Consider the following 12,807-nt stretch of genomic DNA (forward strand, 5'->3'; position numbering starts at 1 on the left):
TTTCGTCGAATGCCAAACAGGTGGGAGGACGCTCTGCTCCGGGCGGCGATCCGACGATGAAGCCAGCAAGGCCCATACACCTGCTGCGCTTGTACCGCCGCATTCGCCGGCAAGCCGCCTCCCACAGTCCGGTGTCAGGCACGAGACCTTGGGCGACATCAATCCGGTGGGAGGGGGCTTTGCCCGCGAAAGGGCCAGCAGGGACAACACATCTGCTGCACTTGTACCACCGCATTCGCCAGCAGAGCTTGCCGCCCACAGGTCCGCGTCGAGGCTTGACTGATCGGCATTAGTCCTACAGAGACGAATCCTGCGCGGCATGCGAGACTGCCGCTTTTGATTCTTCATGGAATACAGCATGTCGTTGTCCAGCGGGCTGATCGCCGTCGTTGCTCTTTGTTATATGGCGTTCATGTTTGCGATTGCCTTTTATGGCGATCGCCACAGCAATTCGCTGCGCCCGGCACAACGGGCCTGGGTCTACAGCCTGTCGCTGGCGGTGTACTGCACCAGCTGGACGTTTTTCGGCGCAGTGGGCCAGGCAGCCGAACAGTTATGGTCGTTCCTGCCCATCTACCTGGGGCCCATTGTGCTGATGGTGCTGGCACCGCGCGTGCTGCAGAAGATGGTGCTGATCAGCAAGCAGGAGAACATCACCTCGATTGCCGACTTCATTGCCGCCCGCTACGGCAAGTCGCAATCGCTGGCGGTGATGGTCGCAGTCATCTGCCTGGTCGGCATGCTGCCGTACATTGCCCTGCAGCTCAAAGGCATCGTGCTGGGCGTGAATATCCTGATCGGCGCCGGAGCCGATTCGACCGGCACCCGCGCCCAGGACACCGCGCTGGTGGTGTCGCTGATCCTGGCGCTGTTTACCATCGTGTTCGGGGCGCGCAACCTGGATGTCACCGAGCACCACCGGGGCATGGTGCTGGCGATTGCCTTCGAGGCGGTGATCAAGCTGCTGGCGTTCATCGCGGTGGGTGTGTTCGTCACCTTTGGCCTGTACGACGGCTTTGGCGACCTGCTGAACCAGGCCCGCCAGGCCCCGCGCCTGGAGCAGTACTGGCAGGAAACCGTCAACTGGCCGTCGATGATCGTGCAGACCAGCGTGGCAATGATGGCCATCGTCTGCCTGCCCCGGCAGTTCCACGTCACGGTGGTGGAAAATATCGAGCCGCGCGACCTGAACCTGGCCAAGTGGGTCTTCCCCATCTACCTGGCCCTGGCCGCCCTGTTCGTGATCCCGATTGCCCTGGCCGGGCAGATGATGCTGCCGGCCTCGGTGCTGCCTGACTCCTTTGTCATCAGCCTGCCCCTGGGCCATGCTCACCCGGCGCTGGCGCTGCTGGCGTTCATTGGTGGCGCCTCGGCGGCCACCGGCATGGTCATCGTGGCCAGCGTGGCGCTGTCGACCATGGTCTCCAACGACATGCTGTTGCCCTGGCTGCTGCGACGCAAGAATACCGAACGGCCGTTCGAGGCATTCCGTCACTGGATGCTCACCGTGCGCCGGGTCAGCATCGTGGTGATCCTGCTGCTGGCGTATGTCAGCTACCGCCTGCTGGGCTCTACCGCGAGCCTGGCCACCATTGGCCAGATCGCCTTTGCCGCCATCACCCAGCTGGCGCCGGCGATGTTCGGCGCCCTGTACTGGAAGCAGGCCAACCGCCGTGGCGTGTTCGCCGGCCTGGCCACCGGTATTTTCCTGTGGTTCTACACCCTGGTGCTGCCGGTGGCGGCGCATGGCATGGGCTGGCCGCTGGAAAGCTTCCCGCTGCTGGCCTGGCTGCACAGCAACCCGTTCGACCTGCCGATCAGCCCACTGACCCAAGGCGTGGTGCTGTCGATGGCCGGCAACTGCACGCTGTTTGCCTGGGTCTCGATCCTGTCGCGTACCCGTGTGACCGAACACTGGCAGGCCGGGCGCTTCATCGGCCAGCAGACCCACGCCTTGTCCGGCAACCGCTCGTTGCTGGCGGTACAAGTCGATGACCTGCTGCACCTGGCGGCACGTTTTGTCGGGGAAGACCGCGCCAGCAAGAGCTTCATTCGCTTTGCCTACAGCCAGGGCAAGGACTTCAACGCCAGCCAGAATGCCAACGGCGAATGGATTGCCCACACCGAGCGCCTGCTGGCTGGTGTGCTGGGCAGTTCGTCGGCCCGCGCCGTGGTCAAGGCCGCCATCGAAGGCCGCGAAATGCAGCTCGACGATGTGGTGCGCATCGCCGACGAAGCCTCTGAGGTACTGGAGTTCAACCGTGCCCTGCTGCAGGGCGCCATCGAGAACATCACCCAGGGCATCAGCGTGGTCGACCAGTCGCTGCGGCTGGTGGCCTGGAACCGGCGTTACCTGGAACTGTTCGACTACCCCGAGGGCCTGATCGGTGTCGGCCGGCCGATTGCCGACATCATTCGCTTCAATGCCGAGCGCGGGCTGTGCGGACCGGGCGAGGCCGAAGTGCATGTGGCGCGGCGCCTGCACTGGATGCGCCAGGGCCGTGCCCACACCTCCGAGCGCCTGTTTCCCAACGGCCAGGTGATCGAACTGATCGGCAACCCGATGCCCGGCGGCGGCTTTGTCATGAGTTTCACCGACATCACCGCCTTCCGCGAAGCCGAACGTGCGCTCAAGGGCGTCAATGAACGCCTTGAGCAACGGGTGGCCGAGCGCACCCACGAGCTGTCGCAGCTCAACCAGGCGCTGGGCGAGGCCAAGGCCCATGCCGAATCGGCCAACGAGTCCAAGACCCGTTTCCTCACTGCAGTCAGCCACGACCTGATGCAGCCGCTCAACGCCGCGCGATTGTTTTCTGCGGCCTTGTCGCACCAACAGGAAGGCGTTTCCAGCGACGTCCGGCAACTGGTGCAGCACCTTGACAGCTCGTTGCGCTCGGCCGAAGACCTGATCAGCGATTTGCTCGATATCTCACGCCTGGAGAACGGCAAGATTACCCCGGAACGCCAGCCGTTCGTGCTCGACAGCCTGTTCGATGCCCTGGGCGCCGAGTTCACCGCCCTGGCCCGTGAACAGAACCTTGAATTTCGCGTGCGTGGCAGTGCCTTGCGCATCGACAGCGACCACAAGCTGCTGCGCCGGGTGCTGCAGAACTTCCTGACCAATGCCTTTCGCTATGCCAAGGGCCCGGTGCTGCTGGGCGCCCGGCGCCGTGGTCGCTACCTGAGCCTAGAAGTCTGGGACCGCGGCCCCGGCATCCCGGAAAACAAGCGTCTGGAGATTTTCGAGGAGTTCAAGCGCCTGGACAGCCATCAGACCCGCGCCGCCAAAGGCCTGGGGCTGGGGCTGGCGATTGCCGACGGCCTCTGTCGGGTGCTGGAGCACCCGTTGCAAGTACGCTCATGGCCCGGTAGTGGCAGTGTGTTCAGTGTGCAGGTGCCCTTGGCCGAGGCGGGTTCAAAGCCTCTGCCCGCCCCGGTCGAAACCGCCAGCCAGCCACTCAATGGCGCCCAGGTGCTGTGTGTCGATAACGAAGACAGCATCCTGATCGGCATGAACAGCCTGCTCAGCCGCTGGGGCTGTCAGGTCTGGACCGCGCGCAACCTGCGCGAATGCCAGGCCCTGCTCGACAGCGGCGTGCGCCCGCAACTGGCGCTGGTGGACTACCACCTGGACGCAGGCGAAACCGGCACCGAACTGATGGCCTGGTTGCGCACCCGCCTGGGCGAGCCGATACCCGGCGTGCTGATCAGCGCCGACGGCCGCCAGGAACTGATCGCCCAGGTCCACGCCGCCGGGCTCGACTACCTGCCCAAGCCGGTCAAGCCGGCGGCCTTGCGCGCGCTGCTGAGCCGGCATCTGAGCCTGAACTGATATTCCCGTCCTTTGTAGGAGCGCGCTTGCCCGCGACCGAGTGCGTCAGCAGTCGTAAATTTGTCGAGACGGCACAAATCATGACTGCGAACGCATTCAGAATTGGCGAAACGCCACAATTTTACGACTGCTAACGCAGCCGGTCGCGGGCAGAGCGCGCTCCTACAAGCGGTGGATTTTATATTCAATAAATCAGGGGCTTCAGCCCTGCAATGGGCTGCGATAGGGAAACACGTCGATTACCCGGCCCGCGCGGATGTCGGCCTGGATGGCCTGCCAGTAGCCGGCCTCGAACAGCTCGCCATGCAGACTTTCGAACAGGCGGCGCAGTGCGGGGTCGGGAAACAGAAACGGCGGGAACTCTTCCGGAAACACATCATGTGGGCCTACCGTGTACCAGGGCTCGGCCGCCCATTCGTCTTCGGCGCAGCGCGCTGGCGGAATACGCCGGAAGTTGACCTCGGTCAACAGGCTGATCTCGTCGTAATCGTAGAACACCACACGGCCGTGGCGGGTCACGCCAAAGTTCTTGAGCAGCATGTCACCGGGAAAGATATTGGCCGCCGCCAGTTGCTTGATCGCCAGCCCGTAGTCGTACAGCACATGCTGCCTCTGGGCGGGGCCGGCCTGCTCCAGATAGAGGTTGAGCGGTGTCATGCGCCGTTCGGTCCAGCAATGGCGGATCAGCACGGTCTCGTCGTTTTCGATGACCACCGTCGCGGCAGCCACCGCCAGCAATTCGGCCAGGCAGGCGGGCTCGAAGCGGCTGACGGCAAAGCGGAAGTCGGCAAACTCCTGGGTGTCGGCCATGCGCCCGACCCGGTCGCTGTTCTTCACCAGCCGATAGCGATCAATGACGGTGGCGCGGTCGACCCGCTTGGCCGGCGCAAAGCGGTCGCGGATGACCTTGAACACGGTATTGAAGCCCGGCAGCGTGAACACGCTCATGACCATGCCCGGCACGCCCGGCGCCAGGATAAAACGGTCATCACTGCGCGCCAGATGGCGAATCAGCGCCCGATAGAACTCCGACTTGCCCTGTTTATAGAAGCCGATCGAGCTGTACAGCTCGGCCAGGTGCTTGCCCGGCAAAATGCGCTTGAGAAAGGCGACAAACTGCGCTGGCACCCGGACGTCGACCATGAAGTACGAACGGGTGAACGAGAAGATGATCGACACCTCGGCCTCGTCGAGGATCAGGGTGTCGATCACAATGCCCTGCCCTTCACAGTGCAGCAGCGGGATCACCAGCGGCCACTGTTCATCGACAGTGAACAACCGCCCGACCAGATAAGCGCCCTTATTGCGGTAGAACACGCAAGTGAACAGTTCGATGCGCAAGGCCGGGTCGCGGATCACCCAGTCCGGCAGATGACCGCGCAGCACATCGCACAGACGTTGCAAGTCACCCGGCAGATCGGCATAAGGCACGCTGAAGCGGTAGTCATCAAAGAGCCGCGCCAGCAGGTCATGCAGGTCACCTCTGGATCGGTAACGACGAAGCTGCGCCAAGGGATGGTCCCGGGATAACGGCGGGCGGGTGCTGTGGATGAACATGCAGCGGTCGCTGATCAGGTCATGGCTGAACAACCCGCAGAACACCGAGTTGAACCAGGTCTCGGCCAGCTCGGCATCGCGCCGCGGGTCGATCCGTTCAAGGCAGGCGTGCTTGATCGACGGCCAGTGGCCGACGTCCAGCAACGGGTGTGAGGCAAAGCGCTCGCGCAGGTGGGCCACGGTCTGGTTGACCTTGAGCTCATAGAGCTCGATGCGCTCGGCCGAGACGCGCTGGATCAATGCCCATTGCGCCTGCTCGAAGCGCGACCGGGCGCCGTCGGTCAGGCGCCGGAAGTGACGGCGGTAATCGTCGAAACCGGCCAGTAGCGATCCGGCGACGGCTTCGGGAAAAGATGACGCCATACAAGGTGGCCCCTCACAGGAGCGGCCGGGACACTTAACCGAACAGCCAATACCCCAGCAAGGTCAGTACCAGTACCGCCAGCACCGGACGCAGGATGCGGTAAGCCTTGGGGTTGCTGCGCTTGAACTGCTTGACCTGGCCGCTGATGCCGTTGCTGAAGCGCTTGCTGAAAGCATAGGCGCGATTGATGCCGCCGACGCGCTCGTCGTCGAGATTCTGCGGTGCCGTGGCACGGCCCAGAAAGGCGCTGACGCTGCGGTTGATGCGGGTCATCAGGCGGCTGGTCAACGGCCGTTCGATGTCGCAGAACAGGATGACGCGGGTCACGCTGGTTTCGTTCTTGACCCAGTGCACGAAGGTTTCGTCGAACATCACGTCCTCACCGTCGCGCCAGGCATATTCCTCGCCATCGACAAAGATCCGGCAGGCATCGGAATTGGGGGTGGACAGGCCCAGGTGATAGCGCAGGGAGCCGGCAAACGGATCACGGTGCGGGTTCAGGTGACTGTCACCAGGCAGCAGGGCAAACATCGCGCCCTTGACGTTGGGAATGCTGTTGACCAGCGCCACGGTCTGCGGGCACAGGGTTTCGGCCGACGGCAGGGCCTTGTCGTACCATTTCAGGTAGAAGCGCTTCCAGCCTTTCTTGAAGAACGAACCGAAGCCGGCGTCGTTGTCCTTTTCGGCGGCGCGGATATAGCCCTCGTCGAACAGGCGCATGGCTTCTTCACGGATGACCTGCCAGTTGTCCTTGAGCACGTCGAGCTCGGGAAACTGGCGGCGGTCCAGATAGGGCTTGGACGGCACTTTCGAAAACAGGTACATCAGGCTGTTGTAAGGAGCGAACAACGCCGAATGGTTGACGAACTGGCGCAACAGCGGCAACCGCGCCCGACCGCGCAGGTGCACAAACAGGGTGCTGCCCACGAACAGCAGCAGGATCGACGCCTTGACAGCGAACGATAAGGTCATGGAACTCTCCTTCAACACTGCCTGCCTTCCCGAACGGGAATAACAGGCAGGGCGTGTCATGAGGCCAGGTGCAGGACTGGCCGGGTCTCTTCGAGCGGATCAGGCGGCTCGCCAGCCGGCCATCATAAACTGTTGGCCCGCTGGCGAGAAATCGACATACCGATCAGGGCTGCAACTGCTCGTCGGTAAATAGATCGGCAAACAGCATGGTCGACAGGTAGCGCTCGCCCGAGTCCGGCAGGATCACCACCAGGGTCTTGCCCTGCATTTCCGGCTTTTGCGCCAGGCGCACGGCGGCGGCCATGGCCGCGCCACAGGAAATGCCGCACAGAATGCCTTCTTCCTGCATCAGGCGCAGGGCCATGGCCTTGGCCGCGTCTTCGCTGACCGCCTCGACCCGGTCGATCAGCGACAGGTCGAGGTTTTTCGGGATGAACCCGGCGCCAATGCCCTGGATCTTGTGCGGTGCCGGCACGATGGCCTCACCCGCCAGGGCCTGGGCGATGATCGGTGAGCTTTCAGGCTCGACGGCCACCGACAGGATCGGCTTGCCCTGAGTGTTCTTGATATAGCGCGAAATGCCTGTAATCGTGCCACCGGTGCCGACGCCGGCTACCAGTACATCGATGGCGCCATCGGTGTCTGCCCAGATTTCCGGGCCCGTGGTCTTTTCATGAATGGCCGGGTTGGCCGGGTTGTCGAACTGCGCCGGCATGAAGTACTGCCCGGGGTTGGCCGCCAGCAGTTCCTCGGCCTTGGCGATGGCGCCCTTCATGCCCTTGGCCGGCTCGGTCAGCACCAGTTCGGCACCCAGGGCCTTGAGCACCTTGCGCCGCTCCAGGCTCATGGAGGCCGGCATGGTCAATACCAGCTTGTAGCCGCGTGCTGCCGCCACGAACGCCAGGCCGATACCGGTGTTGCCCGAGGTCGGCTCGACGATGGTCATGCCCGGCTTGAGCCGGCCGCTGCCTTCGGCGTCCCAGATCATGTTCGCGCCGATCCGGCACTTGACCGAGTAACCGGGGTTGCGCCCTTCGATCTTGGCCAGGATGGTGACGCCGCGTGGCGCGATCCGGTTGATCTGCACCAGCGGCGTGTTACCGATGGAATGGGCGTTATCTGCGTAGATCCGGCTCATGACGTGTCCTTGTTGCAAAGGCATTGAGAAAGACCCGACAGCCTATTCTTCTGGTCGTTGGGCGTCCAGTTACAGCGAACCTGTGCCGCTGCCGACAGTCCATCGCTTACTGTTCCAGGAGGTTTGCCCCATGAAACGTCGCTACCGCTGGCCCTTGTGGACCCTGGCCAGCCTTGCTGTTCTGCTGTTGCTACTGCACCTGGCCCTGCCTTATGTGGTGCGCGACTACCTCAATGACAAGCTGGCCGACATGGGCGACTACCGTGGCCGCGTCAGCGATGTGGACCTGGCCTGGTGGCGCGGCGCCTACCGGATCAAGGACCTGGAGATCGTCAAGGTCGACGGCAAGGTGCCGGTGCCGTTCGTCAAGGCGCCGCTGATTGACATTGCCGTGAGCTGGCACTCGTTGTGGTACGACCATGCCGTGGTGGGCGAAGTCCAGTTCAGCGAGCCGCAGCTCAACTTCGTCGACGGCGGCCAGGACCGCAAGGCGTCACAGACCGGTCAAGGCACGGACTGGCGCGCCCAGCTCGACAAAGTCTTGCCCTTCACCCTTAACGAGGCGCGGGTCGAGAACGGCCAGATCACCTTCAATAATTTCACCACCACGCCCAAGGTGCGCATCCAGGCCGACCGGGTCAATGCCAGCCTGTACAACCTGACCAACATCGTGGATATCGAAGGCAATCGCGATGCGCGCTTCGAGGGCAAGGCGCGCCTGCTCGAAAGCGCCAGCCTGGAAACCCACGCGACCTTCGATCCGTTTCGCAATTTCCAGGATTTCGATTTTCGCCTGCGCGCCCGGGGTATCGAGCTGCGGCGCCTGAACGACTTTGCCTCGGCCTATGGCAAGTTCGACTTCAATGCCGGTCATGGCGACCTGGTAATCGAGGCCCAGGCCGACAACGGCAAGCTGTCCGGCTACATCAAGCCACTGCTGCGTGATGTCGAGGTGTTCAACTGGCAACAGGATGTCGAAGACCGCGACAAGGGCGTGTTGCGCTCGGTCTGGGAAGCTTTGGTCGGCACCAGCGAAACCGTGCTCAAGAACCAGTTGAAAAACCAGTTTGCAACCCGCGTGGAGCTGAGCGGCAGCGTGGACCAGAAAAACATCAGCGGCCTGCAGGCGTTCTGGGGCATCTTGCGCAACGGTTTCGTGCAGGCGTTCAATGCCCGCTATGAAGGCACCGATTAGCCGATACGCCTGCGCTATAGTCCGTCTCACATTGCATTGAGGATCCCCGATGAAGTTCGAAGGCACCCCCGTCTACGTCGCCACCGACGATTTGAAGCTGGCCGTCAATGCGGCCGTCACCCTGGAGCGGCCCTTGCTGGTCAAGGGCGAACCCGGCACCGGCAAGACCCTGCTGGCCGAACAGCTGGCGCAGGCCTTCAATGCCCGGCTGATCACCTGGCACATCAAGTCCACCACCAAGGCCCAGCAGGGCCTGTACGAGTACGACGCGGTCAGCCGCCTGCGCGATTCGCAACTGGGCGTGGACAAGGTCCACGATGTGCGCAACTACCTGAAGAAGGGCAAGCTCTGGGAAGCCTTCGAGTCGCCCGAGCGGGTCATCCTGCTGATCGATGAAATCGACAAGGCCGACATCGAGTTCCCCAACGACCTGTTGCAGGAACTGGACCGCATGGAGTTCTACGTCTACGAGACCGATGAAACCATCAAGGCCCGTCATCGGCCGATTATCATCATTACCTCCAACAACGAAAAAGAACTGCCCGACGCCTTCCTGCGCCGTTGCTTCTTTCATTACATCGCCTTCCCCGACCGCCAGACCTTGCAGAAGATCGTCGACGTCCACTTTCCCGACATCAAGCAGAGCCTGGTCAGCGAGGCGCTGGAGATTTTCTTCGACGTGCGCAAGGTGCCGGGCCTCAAGAAGAAACCCTCGACCTCCGAGCTGGTCGACTGGCTCAAGCTGCTGATGGCCGACGACATCGGCGAGCAGGTGCTGCGCGAGCGCAACCCGACCAAGGCCATCCCGCCGCTGGCCGGCGCTCTGGTCAAGAACGAGCAGGACGTGCAATTGCTTGAGCGCCTGGCGTTCATGAGCCGGCGCGGCAACCGCTGACCTCTGTGTTCCACCAAGAGACAAAAGGCCGACAGCCATGCTGCTCAACCTGTTCAATGAAATGCGCGCGGCCCGGGTGCCGGTGTCGCTGCGCGAATTGCTCGACCTGATCGAGGCGCTGCAAAAGCAAGTGGTCTTTGCCGACATCGACGCGTTCTACTTTCTGGCGCGCACGATCCTGGTCAAGGATGAACGTCACTTCGACAAGTTCGACCGGGCGTTCGGCGCCTACTTCAATGGCTTGCAGGACCTTGACGATGCCTTGCAGGCGCTGATCCCCGAGGACTGGCTGCGCAAGGAATTCGAACGCTCGCTGAGTGACGAAGAACGGGCGCAGATCCAGTCGCTGGGCGGCCTGGACAAGCTGCTCGAAGCCTTCAAGCAACGTCTTGAAGAACAGAAGGAGCGCCATGCCGGCGGCAACAAGTGGATCGGCACCGGCGGCACCAGCCCGTTCGGCTCCGGTGGCTACCACCCCGAGGGCATTCGCGTCGGCGACGCCGGCAAGCGCCAGGGCAAGGCGGTCAAGGTCTGGGACCAGCGCGAGTACAAGAACCTCGACGACCAGGTGGAACTGGGCACGCGCAACCTCAAGGTCGCGTTGCGCCGGCTGCGCAGGTTCGCCCGCCAGGGCGCGGCCGAAGAGCTGGACCTGGACAGCACCATCGAGCACACCGCCCGCGATGCCGGCCTGCTGAATATCCAGATGCGTCCTGAGAAGCGCAATGCGGTCAAGCTGCTGTTGCTGTTCGACATCGGCGGGTCGATGGACGCGCACATCAAGGTCTGCGAAGAGCTGTTCTCGGCCTGCAAGACCGAGTTCAAGCACCTGGAGTATTACTACTTCCATAACTTCGTCTACGAGACCCTGTGGCAGGACAACCTGCGCCGCAATGCCCAGCGCATCCCGACCCAGGATGTGCTGAACACCTATGGCGCCGACTACAAGGTGATCTTCGTTGGCGACGCGGCCATGGCGCCCTATGAAATCAGCCAGCCGGGCGGCAGTGTCGAGCACTGGAACGAAGAGCCTGGCTACCTGTGGATGCAGCGCTTCATGGCCCGGTTCAGGAAAGTCATCTGGATCAATCCATACCCGAAAAACACCTGGGACTACACCACTTCCACGCATCTGGTGCGCGACCTGGTGGAGCAGCACATGTACCCACTGACGCTGGAAGGGCTCGACGAAGGCATTCGTTACCTGGCCAGGTAACCCATGCCAGCCGACAAAAGGCCACACCTTGGCGCCCCTGCGCGCTAACCTGTTCGTGCAAGCAAGCACAAGGCCAGGCATGGATCGCCCGGGCGCCCTGACTATCGGCGTTGTCATCGACAACGCTTGCAGAGGCGCCTTTCAGGCATCCTGCATTTCCTGACGTTATCTGTGCCGCCCACCTCAACCACTACCTCTTGGTGCGCACAGACACATGACTCATACCCTTGGCATCATGCAGCCGTATTTCTTTCCGTATCTGGGTTATTTCCAGTTGATTGCATCGGTCGAGCAAGGCCTGCTGTTCGATATCGTCCACTACCAGCGCCAGAGCTGGATGAACCGCAACCGCGTGCTTGATGCGCAAGGCGGCTGGCAATACATCAACGTGCCGGTGACCCTGGAGCAAGGACGGCTTATCGAGCACGCCCGCGTGCTGGACCGTCCGGGCGCGTTGCGCCGTATCAAGGGACAACTGGAGCACTATCGAAAAAAGGCGCCGTTTTTCAGGGAAACCCTGCAGGTGCTGGAACATACCTTTGCCCTGTGCCAGAGCGATAGTCTCACCGAACTCAATGCCCGCAGCCTGCAAAGCGTGTGCGATTACCTGGGGATGGACTTTACCTGGAAGCGCTGCTCGGCCTTGCAACTGCCCCTGCCCGAGATCAGCTACGCAGGGCAATGGGCGCTGGAGATCAGCCAGCTCCAGAACGCCCGGTGCTACATCAATGCCCCGGGTGGTCGAGCGATCTTCAGGCCACAGGACTGGCTGGACCGGGGCATCGAGTTAAGGTTTCTGGCGCTGACACCGCTGGTCTACGACCCCGCGCCCTACCCCTTCGTCGAGAACCTGTCGATCCTCGATGTAATGATGTGGAACGCGCCGCAGACGATCATGGCGTTCATTCGCGAACAGACCCGGGTGGTGCCCTGACACCCCACAGCCGCAAGATCCGCCTGTAGGAGCGCGCTTGCCCGCGACCGAGTGCGCAGCGCTCGCAAAAATCGTCTAAACGCTGAAATTTTACGACTGCTAACGCAGCCGGTCGCGGGCAAGCGCGCTCCTACCCTTGAGCGCGCCATGCCTGGCCGGTCCTAGCGCCAGCTGGCGCGCAGCGGTGGCTTGCGGCGGCCACCGTTGACCACCCAGCCCACCAGCAGGAACAGGCTTTCGACCAGCAGGGTCAGCACGAAGGCGCTGAACACGCCCCAGCCGATCACCGCTGGCGCCAGTAACACCTGCCAGGTATAGCCATTGAGGGTCTCGCTGCGAATGTCCGGGTCGGCCGCGGTGGTCACGTGCCAGGCCTTGCTCAGCCAGGAGCCCTGCAGCCCCAGCCATTGCCGCTCCAGCACCTGGGTGCGGGTCAGCAGGGTCTCGATGTTATTGGCATCGCTGCGAAACACCGGGTCCTGGCTGTTGCGGTAGTGCTGGATCAGCGCCTGGATATCGCCATTGAAAAATTGCTGCGCGGTGGCCTTGAAGCCCTTGATCGCCTGTTGCGCCTCGATCAGGTGCGCCTCGACGCGCTTGCTGTAGTCGCTGATCAGGCCGGGGGCCTGGACGCCGAACAGCAGGCCAGTGGTGAACAGCACCAGACGCAGATAACTTCGCAGCATTGATAGCCCTCTTGTTGG

9 protein-coding genes are annotated in these 12,807 nt (G+C 62.6%); 5 read left to right on the plus strand and 4 right to left on the minus strand.

Annotated elements, in window-relative coordinates; genetic code table 11:
- Window positions 1–358 precede the first annotated feature (358 nt).
- Entirely contained in the window at window positions 359–3,832 is a 3,474-nt protein-coding gene (locus tag DGA31_RS24975) for a hybrid sensor histidine kinase/response regulator (protein WP_109514323.1), read from the plus strand.
- A gap of 201 nt (window positions 3,833–4,033) precedes the next feature.
- On the opposite strand, the gene aceK is transcribed toward DGA31_RS24975, so the two are convergent.
- The 3 genes from aceK to cysK form a co-directional block, all read right to left on the minus strand.
- Window positions 4,034–5,752 (minus strand): bifunctional isocitrate dehydrogenase kinase/phosphatase, encoded by a 1,719-nt coding sequence (aceK, locus tag DGA31_RS24980; RefSeq protein ID WP_109514324.1) that lies wholly within the window; start codon window positions 5,750–5,752, stop codon window positions 4,034–4,036.
- A 34-nt stretch (window positions 5,753–5,786) separates the two neighbouring features.
- The gene (locus DGA31_RS24985) at window positions 5,787–6,725 is read right to left on the minus strand and encodes an aspartyl/asparaginyl beta-hydroxylase domain-containing protein (protein ID WP_056835164.1); all 939 of its coding nucleotides are present in this window, start codon (window positions 6,723–6,725) and stop codon (window positions 5,787–5,789) included.
- Window positions 6,726–6,888: 163 nt separating this feature from the next.
- A complete protein-coding gene (gene cysK, locus DGA31_RS24990) occupies window positions 6,889–7,863 on the minus strand; it encodes a cysteine synthase A (protein WP_056835162.1) in 975 nt (324 codons plus the stop codon).
- Between the two features lie 130 nt (window positions 7,864–7,993).
- On the opposite strand from cysK, the gene DGA31_RS24995 reads away from it, so the two are divergent.
- From DGA31_RS24995 to DGA31_RS25010, 4 genes are all read left to right on the plus strand, one after another.
- Window positions 7,994–9,058 (plus strand): DUF748 domain-containing protein, encoded by a 1,065-nt coding sequence (locus tag DGA31_RS24995; protein WP_109514325.1) that lies wholly within the window; start codon window positions 7,994–7,996, stop codon window positions 9,056–9,058.
- A gap of 49 nt (window positions 9,059–9,107) precedes the next feature.
- Window positions 9,108–9,953, plus strand: a complete 846-nt coding sequence (locus tag DGA31_RS25000; RefSeq protein ID WP_056835158.1) for an AAA family ATPase — start codon at window positions 9,108–9,110, stop codon at window positions 9,951–9,953.
- A gap of 37 nt (window positions 9,954–9,990) precedes the next feature.
- A complete protein-coding gene (locus tag DGA31_RS25005; protein WP_109514326.1) occupies window positions 9,991–11,169 on the plus strand; it encodes a vWA domain-containing protein in 1,179 nt (392 codons plus the stop codon).
- 214 nt (window positions 11,170–11,383) lie between these two features.
- Window positions 11,384–12,103: a WbqC family protein gene (locus tag DGA31_RS25010; protein WP_109514327.1), complete on the plus strand. Its 720-nt coding sequence runs from the start codon at window positions 11,384–11,386 to the stop codon at window positions 12,101–12,103.
- A gap of 161 nt (window positions 12,104–12,264) precedes the next feature.
- On the opposite strand, the gene DGA31_RS25015 is transcribed toward DGA31_RS25010, so the two are convergent.
- Window positions 12,265–12,789: a DUF2937 family protein gene (locus tag DGA31_RS25015; RefSeq protein WP_056835151.1), complete on the minus strand. Its 525-nt coding sequence runs from the start codon at window positions 12,787–12,789 to the stop codon at window positions 12,265–12,267.
- Window positions 12,790–12,807 lie beyond the last annotated feature (18 nt).

This window comes from Pseudomonas ovata, from assembly GCF_003131185.1.
Classification (GTDB): Bacteria; Pseudomonadota; Gammaproteobacteria; order Pseudomonadales; family Pseudomonadaceae; genus Aquipseudomonas; species Aquipseudomonas ovata.